Source organism: Mycobacteroides chelonae CCUG 47445 (assembly GCF_001632805.1).
GTDB lineage: Bacteria > Actinomycetota > Actinomycetes > Mycobacteriales > Mycobacteriaceae > Mycobacterium > Mycobacterium chelonae.
This window is the reverse complement of the sequence record NZ_CP007220.1, coordinates 1,485,872-1,504,260: the sequence shown is the minus strand read 5'-3', so window position 1 is coordinate 1,504,260 and position 18,389 is coordinate 1,485,872. Positions and strand designations below refer to the sequence as shown.

10 protein-coding genes are annotated in these 18,389 nt (G+C 65.0%); 2 read left to right on the top strand and 8 right to left on the bottom strand.

Features of this window, described 5'->3' with window-relative positions; all coding sequences use genetic code 11:
- Positions 1-29: 29 nt before the first annotated feature.
- From acpS to BB28_RS07355, 5 genes are all read right to left on the bottom strand, one after another.
- The gene (gene acpS / locus BB28_RS07375) at positions 30-434 is read right to left on the bottom strand and encodes a holo-ACP synthase AcpS (protein WP_046253019.1); all 405 of its coding nucleotides are present in this window, start codon (positions 432-434) and stop codon (positions 30-32) included.
- Positions 431-9,685, bottom strand: a complete 9,255-nt coding sequence (locus tag BB28_RS07370; protein ID WP_046255623.1) for a type I polyketide synthase — start codon at positions 9,683-9,685, stop codon at positions 431-433. Before BB28_RS07370 ends, acpS begins: the two co-directional genes overlap by 4 nt.
- A gap of 905 nt (positions 9,686-10,590) precedes the next feature.
- Positions 10,591-11,313 carry a glycoside hydrolase domain-containing protein gene (locus BB28_RS07365; RefSeq protein WP_046253018.1) on the bottom strand — a complete coding sequence of 241 codons (723 nt, stop codon included), beginning with the start codon at positions 11,311-11,313 and terminating at the stop codon, positions 10,591-10,593.
- Positions 11,314-11,422: 109 nt separating this feature from the next.
- Positions 11,423-12,274, bottom strand: coding sequence for an alpha/beta fold hydrolase (locus BB28_RS07360; protein WP_046255622.1), 852 nt, complete (start codon positions 12,272-12,274; stop codon positions 11,423-11,425).
- 42 nt (positions 12,275-12,316) lie between these two features.
- The gene (locus BB28_RS07355; protein WP_046255621.1) at positions 12,317-14,026 is read right to left on the bottom strand and encodes an alpha/beta hydrolase; all 1,710 of its coding nucleotides are present in this window, start codon (positions 14,024-14,026) and stop codon (positions 12,317-12,319) included.
- Positions 14,027-14,329: 303 nt separating this feature from the next.
- Here BB28_RS07355 and BB28_RS07350 point away from each other — a divergent pair, with 303 nt between their 5' ends.
- On the top strand, positions 14,330-15,070 hold the full coding sequence (locus BB28_RS07350; RefSeq protein WP_030094967.1) for a TetR family transcriptional regulator: 741 nt from the start codon (positions 14,330-14,332) through the stop codon (positions 15,068-15,070).
- Positions 15,071-15,077: 7 nt separating this feature from the next.
- On the opposite strand, the gene BB28_RS07345 is transcribed toward BB28_RS07350, so the two are convergent.
- Positions 15,078-15,773, bottom strand: a complete 696-nt coding sequence (locus BB28_RS07345; protein WP_046253017.1) for a sensor domain-containing protein — start codon at positions 15,771-15,773, stop codon at positions 15,078-15,080.
- 134 nt (positions 15,774-15,907) lie between these two features.
- Here BB28_RS07345 and BB28_RS07340 point away from each other — a divergent pair, with 134 nt between their 5' ends.
- Positions 15,908-16,363: a MaoC family dehydratase gene (locus BB28_RS07340; RefSeq protein ID WP_030094965.1), complete on the top strand. Its 456-nt coding sequence runs from the start codon at positions 15,908-15,910 to the stop codon at positions 16,361-16,363.
- Here BB28_RS07340 and BB28_RS07335 read toward each other — a convergent pair whose 3' ends face one another.
- Complete coding sequence (locus BB28_RS07335; RefSeq protein ID WP_046255620.1) at positions 16,364-17,488, bottom strand: AI-2E family transporter; 1,125 nt, start codon at positions 17,486-17,488, stop codon at positions 16,364-16,366.
- Between the two features lie 102 nt (positions 17,489-17,590).
- The gene (locus BB28_RS07330; protein ID WP_046253016.1) at positions 17,591-18,388 is read right to left on the bottom strand and encodes an ABC transporter permease; all 798 of its coding nucleotides are present in this window, start codon (positions 18,386-18,388) and stop codon (positions 17,591-17,593) included.
- Between the last annotated feature and the right edge of the window lies 1 nt (position 18,389).

The following is an 18,389-nucleotide window of genomic DNA, read 5'->3' as shown; positions in this document are numbered from 1 at the left end:
GAAAACCAGCTGTATCCGCACACTCGACGCTAAGAAGGCGTTTCGGCTTCCTGTTCCAGAACGACAAATGCCGCCGCGGTGTCGCCGTCATGCGTCAGAGTCACATGCACCGTCATATCCGCGAGGTACTCGGCGATTGCCCCGGAAAGCCGTATGCGGGGCCGGCCCCAGGTGTCCGTCACGACCTCGATGTCCCGGTGGATGTTCTCCGGTAACACCGGCCGCTGCGAGTACCGCGACCCCGACCATGCCTTGATGACGGCCTCCTTGGCGGCCCAGCGGGCAGCCAAGTATCGCGCCTCTCCACCCGTCTTCGAGGCCGCGTCCCGCCGCTCCCCCGGCGTGAACGCGGACCCGAAAGCCGTTCCGGGACTCGCTAGTTGCTCTCCGAACTCGGAGATGGTGACCAGGTCGATCCCGATACCGACAATCACCGGTGGTAGACCTCGTCCTCACTCAGGCGCGAACCTGGATCAAGCAGCATCGAGGCTTCCTGGCGCTTCTCCGACTCATCGTGGTCATGGTCGAAGCGACGTCCGTCCGGCCGCTCGTACATCGGGCGGCCGCCGGCCATGGCGGAGGCCAGGCGACGCTGTCCGGCGAGAACACGCCCACGCGAGCGCTTCTCGTAATCTTCACGATCCTCCGGACGCAGCGAGGCGATGAACGCCTGCGGATGCACCAGCGCGACCAGACCCGACACGTGACCGAAGCCCAGGCTTGTCACCAGACCCGCCTTCAACGGCAGCTTCTCCTTGAGCGGCAGCGACTCGCGCAGCCACACGAAGTGCTGGCTGGTGGCCAGTTCATCGTCGACACAGTCCAGGCTGCGGTTCGGCGGAATGACGCCGTCGCGCAGCACCTGGCACAGGCCAAGCATCTGGAACACCGCGGCGCCGCCCTTGGCGTGGCCGGTCAGGTTCTTCTGCGAGATGACGAACAGCGGCGCACCATCCGAGCGCCCCAGCGAGGCCGCGAGCCGCTCATGCAGCTCAGTCTCGTTCGGATCGTTGGCGAGCGTGGATGTGTCGTGCTTGGAGATGACGGCGATGTCATCGGCCGTCACGCCCAGCTTGTTCAGCGAGCGCGCCAGATCCGAATCCCTGCCACCGCGTCCGGCCGCGAGCGCGCCCAGACCCGGAGCCGGAATGGAGGTGTGCACGCCGTCACCGAACGACTGCGCGTACGCGACCACCGCGAGCACCGGCAGACCCATCTTGAGCGCCAGATCACCGCGTGCCAGCAGCACGCTGCCGCCACCCTGCGCCTCGACGAACCCAAGGCGACGACGGTCATTGGCCCGCGAGAACCGCTTGTCCGCAATGCCCTTGGCCCGCATCATCTCGGTGTCGGCGGTCGCGGCCATGTCACCGAAGCCGATGATGGCCTCTAGCGTCAGGTCGTCGAACCCACCGGCCAGCGCCAGATGTGCCTTGCCGAGGCGGATCTTGTCGACGCCTTCCTCGACGGACACCGCCGCGGTAGCGCACGCGGCCACCGGGTGGATCATCGAGCCGTAGGAACCGACGTAGGACTGCACCACATGCGCGGCAACGACGTTCGGCAGCACTTCCTGCAGGATGTCGTTCGGCTTGTTACGGCCCAACAGGTTTCCGTGGTACATGGTCTGCATCGAGGTCATGCCGCCCATACCGGTGCCCTGCGTGTTGGCCACCTGGCTCGGGTGCACCCAGCGCATCAGCTCGGTCGGGGTGAAGCCCGCCGACAAGAATGCGTCCACCGTCGCGACCATGTTCCACAGCGCCACCCGGTCGATGGAACTGACCATGTCCGGGGTGATACCCCAGACGGTGGGATCGAAACCGGTCGGAATCTGGGCACCCACGGTCCGCGACAGCTTGGTCTTGCGCGGCACTCGAACCTCGGTACCCGACTTGCGGGTTACCTGCCAGTCGCTGCCATCGGCCAACGGCTGGATCACCGTGTGCTCGGGGTCCCACTTCACGAACTCGCGAGCCTCGGCCTCGGTCGACACCGTGAAGGTGAAGTCCTTGTCCAGGAACACCGACACCAGCAGTGGCGAAGCGTGATCGGGGTCGATCGCACCGTCGTCGACGAACTCGCGGACACCGATGTTGGCGACCACCTTGTCGTGGTAACGCTCCACCAACTCCGATTCCGGCACCAGTTCACCGGATTCGGTGTCGTACCAACCGGCCTCGGGATCGTCCTCCCACTTGACCAGTCCGGTGGTCCACGCGAGCTCCAGCACGCCGGCGGCCGACAATTCGTCGTCGACCTCCATCTCGTAGCGGGTACGCGAGGAGCCCAGCGGGCCCAGCTCGCCACCGCCGACGATGACCACCAGATCGGCCGGGTCGACATCGAGGTCGGCCCATTCCGGAGCCAGCGTCGAGGTGTAACCGCGCGGCGGAGACGGCAGTGCCGCAATGAGGTTCGGGTCGTCCTCCTCCTCGGCGGATGCGGCGGCCTCGGCCTTCGCCTTGGCCTCCATGTCCTCGCGGGCCTTGGCGGCCAGCTCGGCCATGTCGAGCTCGACCTCGGCCAGCCCACCGGTGAGGTCCTTCTCGACCGGTGTCTGTGCGGCCTGCACGCGTGCTTCAGGTGAGCACAGCGCCAGCAGCATGGATGCCATGTCCGCGGTGGAGTACGTGGTGACTCCCGCCTCTTCGACGGCGGTGACGATGGCGTCGTTGTGACCCATCAGCCCGGTGCCACGGGTCCAGCCAATCAGCGCGTGCGCCAGGCTGACTCGCGACGCCCACGACGACTCCGCCTTCCAGCGGGTGACCAGTGCATCGAGCGCCGCTTTGGACTCGCCGTACGCACCGTCGCCACCGAACATGCCGCGGTTCGGCGAACCCGGCAGCACCACATGCAGACGCGAGGCGATATCGCGCTCCGCGCCAATGGCCGACAAGCCACCGATGAGCCGCTGCACGGCCCACAACAGCACCTTCATCTCCATCTCGGCACGCGAACCGGCTTCCGACAGATCCCCGACCACCTTCGGTGCGGCGAACGGGAACAACAGCGTCGGGGTCTGCGCGTCCTTGAGGTGGATCGACATCGGCCCAAGGCTTTCGGACTGCTCGGTGCCCACCCACTGCACCAGCGCGTCGATATCGGCGTACGAGGCCATGTTGGCCGGTACGACCCACAGCTTGGCGCCGAACCGCGCACTTTCGCGGTACAGGTTGCGGTAGAACGCCAGCCGGTCCTCGTCAAGACGCGAGGTGGTGGCGACGACCGTCGCGCCACCGGACAGCAGCGCCGCGACCACGGATGCGGCGATCGAGCCCTTGGAAGCACCCGTCACCACCGCGACCTCGCCGCCCCACTTGCCCTGCTCGGGGCTCTCGGCGCCGGCGGCGATCCGCCCGTACAGCGAAGCGTGCACGTTGCGGCCCTGTGCCAGCGACTTGCCCTGCCACCAATTGGCCTGAGCGCCAACGGCATGCCCGGCACCTTCGAAGTTTTCGGCCAACTGTGCCCACTGGCTGTCGATCTCACCTTCCTCGGTGATCCACAGGCGCGCAAGATCCTCGCGGGCGCTGGCCCAGCGGTCGTCGAACACCACGGCCTTCTTGCCGTCGAAGCTCGGCGCCACCAAACGCGGCCAGTCCGAACCCAATTCGGCCGAAACCAGCTCGATGAGCTCGGTATCGGTCGCACCGTCCGAAGTGGCGATCGGGGCCGACAGACCCAGCTGGTCGAGCACCAGACGTGCGGCCGAGGCGAGAACACCGTCGCGACCGGTGATCTGGTCGGTGAACTCGCTCAGCGCGGCAGCGTCGACGGTCGCACCGCCGCCTCCACCGGCCGAGGGCAGAGATACCCCGACGCCACGGCGCGCGGCCACTGCCGCAACACCGGCGTCAATCGCGGCATCGACGGCGTTACCGTCCGCCAGCGTGCTCGGTGCCAGGCCGCCGAGGTCGCCACCGCGGACGCTGGTGCCCTCACGGGTACCCAGCGCCAGCTCGACGGTGACGTGCTTGACCCAGCCCGGACCCAGTTCCCAGGTCTTGGTGATCCGCTCGGCGATGGCGGCCGGACGCTTACCCGAAGGTCCGAAAACGGTCTTGAGCTGATCATTGATCGAGTCCGAAAGCACCGGGCCGAACGGCTTATAGGTACGCGCCAATTTGGTGACCTGCACCCGCAATCCGGACAGGTCCGCCTCGGCGGCACCGTCGATAGCGCTCAGGTTCAGCTCGGAGCCCAGGTCGACCAGCAGCTGGTTACGACGCGAGGATGCACCGTCGGTGAGGCTCTCGATGGAGTCCACCGGCTCGATCTGATCGATGCGCATCTTCGTCGAGAGCGCGATCAACGCAAGCGTCGCATCGGAGGCGTCGAAGCCGATGTCCTCCGGACGCGGGCCGCCCGACGGCGCCGCAGGAGCGGCAGGTGCTGCGGCCGGTGCAGCCTCGGCAGACGCCGGGGCCGCAGTGCTTTCCGCGGGCTCCTCGATTTCAGGCTCGGGCTCGGGATCGCTGTCCGTTCCGAACAGCACCGCGTGATCGCGCTCGACGTTGAGCACCTCGATCGAACTGTGGCTGTACTCGGGCAGTTTCAGGGTGTTGTTGGCCAGACCGGCGACGGTCGGCATGGACTTCACGCCCACTTCAACGAAGCGCTCCACGCCAAGGCCGCCGGCGGCCTCCTCGGTGAACAGCAGGTCCTGGGTCTCGATCCACCGCACCGGGCTGGCGAACTGCCAGGCGAGCAGCTCGATAAGCACCTTGCGGCACAACAACACCGGCTTCTCGTTGCGCCAGGTGTCGTAGTCGGCCAGCACCTCGTCGAGCGGTTCGGCGGGAACCAGATCCCGGATCTCCTGGATGAATTCACGATCCAGGGTGAACGGCTTGGGCACCAGGTTCGGGATGTACTTCCCGATGATCAGGTTCGGGTCGCCGTCCATGGGCAGCACCCGCTCCAGCGAACGGCGGAATTCGGCAACGCCGACCCGCAGCACCTCGGAGTGGAACGGCACGTCGATGCCCGGCACCATGATGAAGGAGCGCCGGCCACCGAACTCTTCGCGACGCTTCTCGACCTCGGCCTCCAGCAGCTCCAGGCCGCGCACAGTTCCGGCGATGGCGTACTGCGAGCCCCGCAGGTTGAAGTTCACGATCTGCAGGAATTCTCCGCTGTGTTCGGCGATCCCCGCGACAAACGCGCTGACATCGGCGTCTTCCAGCCCGATCTGCGACGGGCGGATCGCGGCGAGGCGGTAATTGCTGCGCCCCTGCTCATCTCGCGGCACGATGTCGTGCATCGCCGACCCGCGGTGGAACACCACCTCGAGCAGACCATCCTGCGGAATGACGCCACTGACGGTGGCCAGCGCGGTGTACTCACCGACGGAGTGACCACACGTGATCGCATCCTCGACGAACGAACCGGATTCCTTCATCTCGGCGATCTGCGCGGTGGCCAGAGTGGCCATCGCCACCTGAGTGAACTGCGTCAGGTACAGGACGCCCTCGGGGTGCTGGTAGTGAACGCCACCGGCGATGAGGCTCGTCGGGTTGTCCTTGACCACATGCAGCACGGAGAAGCCGAGACGCTCGCGGGTGAACTTGTCGGCGTTGTCCCAGACCTTGCGGGCGGCCTTGGAACGTGAACGCACGTCCATACCCATGCCCTTGTGCTGGATGCCCTGCCCCGGGAAGGCGTACACCGTTTTGGGGGCTGCGAGCCGAGCGGTCGCAGACATCACCAGGTCGCTGCCGACCTTGGCTTGGATCTCTACAACCTCTGCGCCGGAATCGATTCCGACACGGTCAACCCGAACGTCAACCTCGTCTCCCGGCTGCACCATCCCCAGGAATCGCGAGGTCCAACCGACCAGTGTGCGCGGCGGAGTGCTGGAGCCATCGGCAGAGGTGACCACGTGCTGCGCGGCGGCCGAAAGCCACATGCCATGCACGATCGGTGATCCCAGTCCGGCCAGCAGCGCGGCCGACTTATCGGTGTGGATCGGGTTGTGGTCACCCGAAACCACCGCGAACGCCCGCATGTCGGTGGGCGCGAAAATCTTTGCGTCACGACGGCGGCGACGAGTGGTGTCCGCCTCGTGCTCGGAGAGCGCACCACCGGCACGGACCGGGTCGGTGAGTTCGGCCGCCCCGTTGCGGCCCAGAATCGCAAAGCGCTCCTGCAGCGTCGCCAACACGGTGCCATCTGCTGCCGCCACAGTCACGTCAACCGGTACAACCCGGCCGACCTCGGTGTCGGTCGCCACCGAAGCCGTTGCGGTAACCGACAGTTCGGCTGCTTCAGCGGGGAGAGCGGCGATCAGGTGGGCGGCATGGTCCAGGTGCACTAGCGAGAGCAGACCCTCGATGACGCCCGTACCGTCCGCGGTCTTGGCATCGCCGATCGCGGCGAACACCGCGGGCCAGCACAGGCCGACCAGCGCGTCGGGCACGGTCGACGACCCCGGCGCCAACGGCGCCGGAAGGACGGCGGTAACGCCGGTGTGGTCAGCCACGCGCTCCGGATCCCACTGCGCGACAACACGTGCCGTGCCATTTTCCACCAGCGGAAGGCCGGCCGGATCCTCGGCACCGGCGGCAACCGCAAGCACGGTCCGCATGGCGGCGCCCGCAGCTTCAGTGGTGACCACCGGGGTACCACCGTCGCGAGTCGTGGCGGGCAAGGTCAGATCGATGTCAACCCAGATGCCGGACAGCGGCACGCTCAGACGCACCGAGTCGTCGCCGGTGACCTCGAGGCGTGCACCGGTCGACGGGTGCGACGCGGTGCGGTCCTCGAAGACCTGCCAGGCACCGTCCGGGGCGATCCGGTGCACCGGGTTGACGGCAATTCGTCCGGACCACAGCACATCCGGGGCATCCAGGACGGTCGCCAATGGGCCCTCGACATCCCAGCGGCGACGCAGCCGCGAACGCACCGGCAAGGGCTCGGCACCGGTCGCGACTACCTCGTCGATGGCGGTCTGCTCGAAGCGGTTGAGCAGCTCACCCACCGGCTCGTCGACCCGGGTGATCCCGGCCACCGCGGCGGTACCGGGGATGATGCACACCTGCTCAGCGGTGTAGCGCGCGTCGTGGGCCTGCCACAGCGAGTCGCTGCGCCACCAACGACGCACATCCTTGTCGATGACGGGCACGAAGTTGACGGGCTTACCCAGCGTCTTGCACAGCGCGACGAAGAAGGGGACGTCGGCCGGGTGCAGCTTGATGGCCTCCGCTTCGGGGTAGCGCTGCAGCAGTGCCGCGATGGCATCGGCAGGGCGTTCCAGCAGCGCCTCGTCGGCGAACAGCGTCTCGACGGGGCCGGATTCCTTGGGGTGCAACCGCGCCTCTGCGCGCTTGAGCATCTGCTTGAAGCGATCGCGCCACGTGATGTCCAGCCACGGCGAGTGCGCCACGGCGGTATCGGCGGTGCTGTCGCCGTCACCGATGGACAGCTCCACATAGCGGTTCAGCCACTGCGCGTATGTCATTTCAGCCGCGTTGCCGAAGTACTGCTTGGCGGTCAGCTCCATCGCGGCGATGATCTCGTCGCGACGCTTGGCCACCGCGTCGGCATCACCGGCGACATCATCGAGCAAGCGACCACAACGCGAGGCCGCGTTGTCGATCTCGTGGATGTCGGCGCCCAGCTGGCTGCGCCCGGAGGCCATGCCGCCCTGGGCTTTTCCGGCAGGTACCCACTCGGGAGTGCCCTGGGTCTCGACAAGCATCTGCTTGACCGACGGCGAGGTGGTGGCCTCCAAGGTGGCCATGGCCGCGGTACCGACGAGGATGCCGTCGACCGGCATCAACGGGAAACCGAACTTCAAAGCCCAACGGCCACTGAGGTATTCAGCAGCTTGCTCGGGAGTTCCGATTCCACCACCGACACAGACGGTGATGTTGGAACGCGAGCGCAGCTCCGAATAGGTGGCCAGCAGCAGGTCGTCCAGGTCTTCCCAGGAGTGGTGTCCCCCGGCGCGGCCACCCTCGACGTGCATGATGATCGGGCGGGTGGGCACCTCGGCGGCGATACGCACCACCGAGCGGATCTGCTCAACCGTGCCCGGCTTGAAGACGATATGGGCGAAGCCGATGTCGGTGAGTTCCTCGATGAGTGCGACGGCCTCTTCCAGCTCGGGAATGCCAGCGGTCACCACGACACCGTCGATCGGCGCACCGGCCTGACGAGCCTTCTGCACCAAGCGCTTCGAGCCCACCTGCAGCTTCCACAGGTAGGGATCCAGGAACAATGAATTGAACTGGATCTGGCGACCGGGTTCGAGCAGGCCGGTCAGCTCTTCGATGCGGCTGCTGAAGATCTCCTCGGTGACCTGCCCACCACCGGCGAGCTCGGACCAGTGACCCGCGTTAGCAGCGGCCGCAACGATTTTGGCGTCAACCGTTGTCGGCGTCATACCCGCCAACAAGATGGGTGAGCGTCCCGTGAGGCGGGTAAACTTGGTAGAGAGCTTGACCGAGCCGTCGGGCAGCGAAACCACGGTGGGCGCGAAGCTGGTCCAGGCGCGAGCGACCTCGGGGACCGCGCCGTGCATGAACAGGTTGCGCTGACCCCCGCGAGTGGCGGTGGGCACAATCCCGATCCCCAGGCCACGGATCACCGGTGCGGTCAGCCGGGTCAGCAGGTCTCCGGGGCCAAGATCCAGGATCCAGCGGGCGCCGGCGTCGGCGACGTGGTTCACCTCGTTCACCCAGTCCACCGGGGTGACGAGAATGGCCTCGGTCAGTGCCTTGGTCAGCTCGACGTCCAGTCCCGCGGCAGCCGCCCAGCGGCCGGCGATCTCGACACCATCGGCCAAACGTGGCGTGTGGAAGCCCACCTCCACATTGACCGGGTCGAAGACCGGGCTGAACACCGCGCCTCCGCGCACCTTGTCCTTACGCTCGGCGGCCTCGCGATCGGCGATCTGCTCGCAGTAGAGCTCGAAACGCGACAGCTGATCGGGGGTGCCGGTGATGACAACGGAGCGGCGACCGTTGCGGATGGACAGCGCGGGCGGCTGAACGGTACGGACATCCTGGGCGAACTCGTCCAGAAGCGCCTTGATGCGCTCGGGGTCGACATTGGTCACCGACACCATCGGGGTGCGGCTACCGCGCACCACAATGCCGCGGCGGCGCGCGACCAAGGTGGCCGCCGCACCCACGAGCTGGGCGATGGCCAGCAGCTCGACATCGCGATCACCGTGCGCCTTGAGTGCCTCAACGGCGAGCACGCCCTGCGAGTGCCCGATGACGGCGACAGGCGGAAGCTGGGCCACATCCAGGCCCTGGATCTTCAGCGCACGGACGGCGGCCAGCTGGGCCAGCAGCACGCCGGGCATGGAGACCGCGGCCGAGGTCAGCTGGGCGGCGGCGGGCACCGGCTCCTCAGCGGTCAGCGCACGCACCCAGGTGAGCGGTGTGAAGCCGACCGGGCGCACCACCACGAGTTCCTTGGCGACGGGCTCCAGGCGCAGTTCGGCCTCACCGGCAAGGGTGGCGAGCTCCGATTCGATACCGGCCGAGGCCGCCAGCTCCGCGAGTGAGTCCAGCCAGTCGCTGCCCTGACCGCCGAAGGCCACTGCATAGGGCTCACCGGACTCCAGACGGTCGATCAGCGCGGGACCCGCGCTGGGACCGGGATCGACCGCACTGTTCGCGTCGGGGTCCTCAGAGCTGGTCACCTTGTCGTATTCGTTGATCGTCACGTCGCCGCTACCCGTCTTTCCATCAGTCATGAATCCAGCCGCGCCCGTGTCGTCGTCCTTGTCGACCGGGAGCGTTGAGGCACGTTCATCGGCACCATCACCGCAGGTCTGGATTTAAGAGTGTCATAAGAGGGGTGACGATTTCTTCTGGCGTAATAGTTACTGCCGAGTTCTACGCGAGAGTAACCACCGCTTACGTAACAGCAGGCCGCGTGCTGGCTACTGACCGCCGAATCAAACGCGCTGCATGCAGGTGGTTACGGTCGAGTAGGTATAACATCGCAGATCAGACATCGATTGTTATCGAATCGTTATGTTAGATTCCGATACCGCCAAACGTGTTCGCGCGTGTCGCGCGCGACGGCCACGAAGAGGTGGTTGTGGCCTCACAAATACAAAACACGCGTCACAAGTTTGCTGGCATTGCAGCACGGTTCCAACTTCTGTGACGGGTGAGACTGGTGATGTTTGTCCAGCTACGCATCCACGCAGCCGAAGCCTTGCCACGTACGGCCGCGCGCGCGATCACCGACCCGTCGACATCTGCCTTACCAACGCACGGCCCAACCCGCGCGCGATGGGCTGAAATCCGCGGTCCATCGCATCGGGCCGACCCGAACGGCCGAGTGCGGTGTGCGCAGCGGGCACACAGGGAGATCGTGGCACCCGACCACTTCATCGGGCGCCTCGAGCCCTCAATCGGCTAGGCAGGCGTGCAGAGCATCGGCGTGCTCAACCGCCAGGCCGCAGCCGAAACATCAAGAAACACAATCATCCCCGCCGCTCACGGCGTGATGCCTTCCGTCATGACCGGCCTCGTAACAGTGCCGGGTGTCACGACACGTACACGCCATCGCTCGCAGGGCACGACCCATCCACGCACACGCTCGTGGCGAAGCATGCGCTCAGACCCACTGCCCGAAACTGGGCTTGAGAATGTCGTTGAGGTCGACGCCGATTCCACCAACTTGACGCTTGTCGATCTCGAACTGATGCAGGTGCGCCTCAGGGTGGACGAAGCCCTTGGGACTTCCCCAGTTGTGCTGCCAGAAATACGAGCACAGCCCGTCCTGTAGCGCCCAATCAATGGTCTTGGAGTTGCCATACAGCCCGGTGCGGGCATGGCCGACCACTGATTCCCAGGCCCTCAGATACGGCGCCACCTGATTCTTGTACTGCTCGGGAGTCGGGTTGTCGTCGATCGAGACGTATATCGGCACGTTGTAGGAGCCGCCGGCCGCGACGTGTAGCTGCCAGCCACGCTGCGCGTGCTTGATCCCGGCCTCCTGGCCGCCCAGCCAGTCGGCAGTGTCCTGCTTTCCGTACTGGTAGTTGGAGACGATCTTCAAACCGGCCCGGTAGAGATCGCGCGCCTCGGTGAGCTTGATGGGTTTACCCGCCGACAACCCCGGACTGCGCGGATCTGATACGTACCGAATAGCACCCAAATGCCCTGCTGCCTTGATCGACTCGGGAGTCGGGACACCACCGGCGTAATCGATGAGTGTTCCCAGAGAGGCCGCATTCGCACGGGGGGCGGCTACGGCCGACGCGGCACCACCCAGTGCCACTGCGGCCGGCATGACCGCGGCGTATTTGAGGACATCCCTACGGGATATGGACACCACTGTTACCTCGCAAGGCCGTTCCGAGCACCGTGAAGAACTCGAGCCTCAGATTACGACAACTACCTCAACAAACACGGCAGCCACGCTTGTCACATACGACACAGAGGGTTTATGCCCCCGCCATCCGAAACACCTCGTCGGCGATCAATCGCGGTTCGGTGAGGACTATCTGATGTCCGGATTTGCGGGCCACGACGTGGCGCGCTCCCAGCCGATGCGCCGTCAGTTGGTGGGCAGCGTTCAGCTCGGACCGCGTCTCCTCGTTGAGAAACTCGGCGCGGGCTCCCGATATCACCGTGACGGGGATGCCGTTGACCATCGGCGGGTTATCACGCAACCCCGCCAGCCCTGCCACAAAGCGCCGGTCCTCCTCGTTAGCGGCCCGCCCTGCCCTCCAGGTGAGATCTTCGGACGTCATGTCCTCGACGACGTCGCGCGGCATCCGCGGCATCATGCGGCGGACGATGTGCGACAGCAGACCCACCCGTCCCAGCGCATCGAGTGCCGCACGATGAATGGTGCCGAGGATCTGGAGGCCGAGCGAGGTCGGCCGGAAGTACGAATCCAGATTCTCGTCGGAGTGATCGACGAGAATGATCCCCGCGATGCGTGACGGATCGGCAGCGGTCGACGCCAGCGCGATGGTTCCACCGTAACTGTGACCAACCAGGATGTACGGGCCCGAATCGAGCGCCGTCAGCAGGGCATCCAGATCCTCGGTGATGCGCTCCAGTGTGCGCGGTTGATCATCGTCATCGCTGCGCCCCAAGTTCGCGCGGTCATAGACCACCGACCGAAAACGCTGGGCGACAAGAGGTTGCACAAGCCCCCATGCCGACCGCGAAAATCCCATTCCCGACTCGAAGACCACTGTCGGGTCACCGGTTCCGGCGACCATGTAGTGCAACGCACGCCCGTCGGCGGTGCTTACGAAGTTGCTTGACCCCAGGGTGTGGCTCACCCAGCCCACCGTACGGAACAGCCGCCGCACGGGCGCGGTCCGCTACTCCCCCGAGCGCAGCAGCGGCCGCAGCCGTTCAGTCTTCTCCGGTGTCCAGCCCGGAGGCTGCAGAATCGCTGCCCAGGCATCGGCCACGGCTTTGACGTAAACATGGCCATGCCCGTCGGGAACATCGACCGCCACGGCCATATCAACGGACACCTGCAAGAAGGTGACAAACGGAATCCACTCCATGCTGGGCAACACGTCGTAGCCGCGAGGTTCGCGCAGCCAGTCGGGCTTACTCAAGATGAGGTCGGAATTCCACCACGCGATCGGGTCCGACGCGTGCTGCAGATAGACGATGCGCGGACGTCCCCACGGATCGGCGGGCCGTTTGAGATCTTCTGGGCGCGAAGCGAATCGGACGTTTCTGCCGTTGTCGTAAATGGGCAACACTTCCGGAGAACCGTCGTCGCGGTTATGGGTGGCTTCCAGCCACATCGTGTTGTTGAAGGTCGGGCCGGAGAACAGCGCACCGTCGGTGCGGGCCACGATGTTGTTGACCGACAGGAACGGGGCCTCACCGCCGAACGACCCGAGGCTCTCCCCGAACACCACGAGCTTGGGCCGCATCCCCTCCGGCATCGCGCGGACCCGTGCCGAGACGGCCTCAAACAACGCCTGTCCCGCCTGGCGCGCGTTCTCCTTGTCCACCAGGAACGAGAGCCAGCTGGGCAGAAATGAGTACTGCATGCTGACGATGGCGGTGTCGCCGTTGTACATGTATTCGAGGGCGTCTGCCTCGGCTTCGTTGATCCAGCCGGTTCCCGTGGTGGTAGCCACCGCGACTACCTTGCGGTGCAGGCCCCCCTCACGTTCCAGCTCACTGGCCGCCAACTCGGCCGTTGCCTTGATGCCGTCGGCCGATTCCATACCCGCGTAGGCCCGGATCGGCTCGGTGGCCGGAGCCTTGTTGAACGCCGAAAGCTCTTGTGTGGTGGCACCGCCCCCGATGAAGGCGCGGCCCTGGTTACCCAGTGAAGCCCAAGAGACCAACGACCCCGGCCCACCCGAGCGCAGCGCCGTCGTAGGCGCGGGGTTGTCCGGGTTCTCCTCGTTGTTCACCGCCGAGAAGGTGTTGTTCAAGAAATCCATCGCAACCCTGACGACGACTCCGTTGATGAGTGCCATCGCAAGAACAACAACCAGTGTGACCGCAACCACAGCCGAGACACGTTTGGGGGCCACGCGATTGAGCCGTTCGATGAGGAACAGAATCAGATGGCGGATCTGCTGGCCAATCTCGACCAGGATGAACAAAACGAGGATGGACATCGCAGCGGTCTGCGGGTGCGCCCAGAAACTCAGCCTCGGCACACCCATGAGGTCGCGCACGCGGTCCTGCCAAAAGTGGAACCACACGATCATCAGGGCGGTACCGATGATCCCCACGACGATGAGAATCCACCACGCGATGCGCGGCGCCTTAGGACTCGAATCCTGTGACCGCATGTACCGCACCAACCACACCGCCAGCACACCCAGCGCGTACCCGATGGCACCCGAGCCCCCACTGACCAGCGCTTGGAACAGCGGTCCACGGGGAAGCAACGAAGGAGTCATGGACAGCCAGAGAAAGACCAGGCCCACCGCAGTACCGGTGAAGGTGTACTGCCGTGCCCACCAGTGCCTCTTCTCTGGCTTCTGCACGGCGGTCTCCACCGCCGGTTCCTCGTCGATATCGCTGTCGATATCCCTGTCGATTGCCATCGCCACACCCTTCTCGATGCCGCCAGCTGCGAATGTCAATGGTGCCTGCACGTCGCCATACCGCACAGAGGTATCACCAGATCGGCGACATGTCGCGGCCGCACTACCGCGACGCCACCACCACCGGAAACTCCCCCGCGCAAATCTCTGAGACGGATCGGCCGGCACCGCCTCAGCGAACTGTGCACGACGGGGAGCCGACCGCCCACCCAGGTCTCTACGGTATTCTGCCAACTTGCTATCAGGGCGTTTGTCCGTAGGGCGGGGCAGATCGACGCAACGGGGGCACGACGAGGATTACACATGCGACATGCCGGTGTCGGCCGCGAGGCCAGGACGACCAGCACCCAAAGCCCTAAGCGGGAACGACGGCGCCGCGGCTCCATCACCGCCGAGGACATCATCGCCGGAGCATTTGAGCTCGCCGAGGAAATAGGGATCTGTGGGCTGAGCATGCCGCTGCTAGCGAAGCATCTCGATGTCGGTGTGACCAGTATCTACTGGTACTTCCGCAAAAAGGGCGAGCTTCTCGACGCGATGACCGACCGCGCCACCAAGCAGTATCACTTCGCCGCACCCTTCGTTGGCGACGAAACCTGGCAGGACGCCCTGCGCAGTCACACCCGCCGAATGCGGCAGGCGTTCCGGGAACGTCCGGTGCTCGTCGAGCTCATCTTGATGCGCACCAGCGAGCTCAGCGCCGAGGCATTGCAGGCCAGCATTCAAAACCTGGAATCGCTTGTCCAAACCCTGATCGGCGTCGGATTCAGCCCGGATAACGCGTTAGATGTGTACTTCTCGCTGTCGCTGCATATCCGAGGCATCGTGGTGCTTGAGCACATGGACACCGTTATGCCCGCATCCGGCGAGGCCCGCAGCGTGGTGCCGAACGCCTCGCTGGCCCCCACCCTGCATGATCTGGCATCCCGCGGTCATTCGATCGCGACGATCTCTGACGCCAACTTCGACTTCACCGTCGATGCCATCATCGAACGGGCCGAGAACTTGCTCGCACAGGACATCGCGGCCCGCGAAGCGTCCTGATCGGTGCTCAGACCTTGGAGTTGAGCAGCTCCTCAATTTTCTGGAGCCGCTTGTCCGACAGTGCCTTGTTGTCAATCGATCGATCCGCCGAGCAGGTGACCAGCTGCGAGATCACGTTCGCCTTGGCGATCACGGTGAACTCGCAAATCCATTGATCACCATCCAGATTCGTCGACCAGCGGACCATGTCCGGCGAACCCGGAACCACCGGGCCGGGCGTGACCGTATTGCGTTTCTGGTCATCCCCCCAGGCAGCGACCGAAAGCTGACATTTGGAGACGGTGGTACGCACCGACTCGAGGAATCTCGACGCCTGGAAATCACCGGGGTAGGTGGCCGACACCTCGAGGAGTTGATGCTGGTTCGGGTACTGGTTATCGGTCTGCGTCCGTGCCTCACGCCCCGTGTAGTTCGTGGGAAAAAGCGGATGACGGCCGTATCCGACAACCCCCTGGCATTCGGCGGGGTCGGCACCGATCCACAGAACCGACTGCATATCGGTCTCGAATAGCGGCTTTCCCGGCGTCACGCTCAACGATTGCGCGGGAGTGAGTAGTTGATCGAGCTGGGCGGGCTGAATGGGTCCCGCCGATACGGATGCCCGATCGGCCGTCGCCTCGCCGTCGACCCCACGTTGGCACGCCACTACCCCGAGCAGCAACGCGACCACCAGCGGCACCGACCACCTCATGTCGGCAAACATTACCCGCATGTACCGTGCTGCCGGATTTCGGCATTGTCCCGTGGCAGGCATGCGATCTCGGGTAAGAAGGGTCCAGCCGGCATGAGAAGTCGGTAATGCGATCAGGCACCACGACCCGAAAAGGAGTGCGCGGTATGTCCACCAAGCTGGCGACACCACAGGAGCTGCTGTCCCTGGGCAGAGTCGAATTGGGTACCAGCAGTTGGGTTCAGATCACCCAGGAACAGGTCAACGAGTTCGCCGACGCGACGGGTGACAGGCAGTGGATTCACACCGATACCGAACGCGCCAAGGCCGGCCCGTTCGGCGGGACCATCGTGCACGGATACCTCACGCTCGCACTCGCCCCGGCGTTCCTGGACGAGGTGCTTGAGATCGCGTCATATGACGCCGTACTCAACTACGGCGTGAACAAGGTGCGGTTCCCTGCGCCCCTACACGTGGGAGCACGGGTACGCGGACATGTCACGTTGCTGTCGGCCAAGTTGCGCGATAAGGGCACCGTGGAGGCGACCTATGGCATCAAATACGAGATCGAGGGCAAGGACCGGCCGCCGTGCGCGGCCGAGAGTGTGTATCTGTACCAGTAGTCACGCCTCGTCGAGCGCCGGGAACAGCAGTTCCTGCGCAAGCACCTGAACCGCCGCCGCGATCGGAATGGCGACCAACACACCGACGATGCCGAGCAACGCACCGCCGATAAGCACTGCGACCACGGTGACCCCTGCGGGCACCTTGACTACACGACCAATCACCTTGGGCGTCAACACATAATCCTCGAACCAACGGAATCCGACGTAGAAGGCCAAGGTACCGGCGGCCACTGGGATGGACACCGTGAGCGCCACCGCGGCAACAACGATGCCCGCGACGGTCGATCCGTAGGGAATGAGGTCGAACATCGCGACCAATACCCCGAGTAGCACCGCGTAGGGCACATCGAACGCGGCGCACCAGATGAAGGTGGCGACCCCGGCGATGATCGAGGTCACCACATTGCCGCCGACATAGGCCCCCACCTTCGCGAACACCTCATCACCGATGAGGACAGCTCGTGGCCTACGCGAGTGCGGTACAAGGCGGTACACCGTGGCACGGATGCGGGGCATGTCGATGAGGAAGTAGATGGTCAACACCGCGACGATGCCGAGGTCCGCGAGCGCGCCGAACACGGCGGTTCCAGCGCGCAACAGGTCCGAGAACGCGGTGTCCCCTTCACGGTTGACGAACTCGCCGATGTGACGCTGCACATCGAACCGATCGTTGATTTGACCAATGAATGACGAATGGTCCTGTGCCGCTTGAATGTAGCGAGGAGTTTGGTGCACTAGCTGAGTTCCCTGCTCCACCAGCGGCGGGATCGCTGCGGCCAGGAACGCGGCCAGCGCACCAAAGGCCACCAACACCACCACAGACACTGCGGCCCAGCGCGGGCATCTGTGGTTGACCAACCATGACACCGCCGGTTCCAGCCCCAATGCGACGAACATCGCCAGCCCGATGAGAATCAACACCGAGGACATAGCCGCCAAGAGATGGACGACACCGTAGGTCACGGCCACACCGGCCGACGCCATCAGCCCGACGTAGAAGGGAGCATGGCGGTTCCAGGTGGTGCCACGGCGGCCGAGCGGGTGTTGATCCGAACGTATTTGTGCCGCACGGCGTTCCGCCTCAGCGATTGGACCTTCATCCTCGCTGTGGGGCTGTGCCACCAAGCGATGGTGGCCGTCGCCGGTATCTGCCAATGCGTACCCGTCTGGTGATGTGGACAGCGACATCATAGGAGCGGCGGACCCGCTTGGGGGCAGTTCGGCCTAGCGAAGTGCCGCCTTCCCGCGAACCCTGCCCACCACGAGCAGCGCGAGTAACGTCACCAGAAGCAGCAGCGTCGTGGATGCCGCCGCCGAGAACACTTGCCCACGGTCCGAGAGACCGAAGATGGTCACCGGCAGGGTTCTCCACGTGGCCGGATACACCATCACCGTCGCTCCCAACTCCCCCATGGACAGCGCGATCGCCAGTCCGGCGGCCGCACCCAGTGACGGCATCAGCAGCGGCAGCGTCACCTTCGCCAGTACCCGCCCCGGCCCCGCGCCCAACGACTCCGCCACTTGGCGGTAGGCCGGATCAAGACGTTCCAGCGCCGCAGCAACGGAACTGAAGGCAAAGGCCAACACAAGTGCGGTATGCGCAAGGATCACAATCCATTTCGTTCCCCCGAGTAAGAAGGGACGTTCATTGAAAGCGATCAGCAATCCCAGACCGATGGCCACCGAGGGAATTGCGATCGGTAGGTGGAAGACGACATCAATGGCTCTCCGAAACCATGGCGGCACCTCGCGCACACTCAACGCGGCCCAGCCGCCGAGCACCAATGCGAATGCACTCGCGATGAGGGCCGTCTGCAGACTGACGGCCAAACTGGCGAGATCGTCACCGCTGAGCGCCTCCCCGAATCGCTCAAACCCGAGCTGCGAGGGCAACGGGCCAGTCCACGTGCCGGCGAATCCGGCGAGCACCACGGTGGCAATCGGTGCCAGGAAGATCACGGTGACCGCGGCCACGAAGACCGTCCACAGGATAAGTCTGCTCCGCCTGGTCCACAGCAGCATG

What these genes read in the sequence shown, in the direction of transcription:
- BB28_RS07355 (WP_046255621.1), bottom strand. Translation starts at nt 14,026, where the DNA reads ATGGCAATCGACAGGGATATCGACAGCGATATCGACGAGGAACCGGCG.
- BB28_RS07350 (WP_030094967.1), top strand. Translation starts at nt 14,330, where the DNA reads ATGCGACATGCCGGTGTCGGCCGCGAGGCCAGGACGACCAGCACCCAA.
- BB28_RS07345 (WP_046253017.1), bottom strand. Translation starts at nt 15,773, where the DNA reads ATGTTTGCCGACATGAGGTGGTCGGTGCCGCTGGTGGTCGCGTTGCTG.
- BB28_RS07340 (WP_030094965.1), top strand. Translation starts at nt 15,908, where the DNA reads ATGTCCACCAAGCTGGCGACACCACAGGAGCTGCTGTCCCTGGGCAGA.
- BB28_RS07330 (WP_046253016.1), bottom strand. Translation starts at nt 18,388, where the DNA reads ATGCTGCTGTGGACCAGGCGGAGCAGACTTATCCTGTGGACGGTCTTC.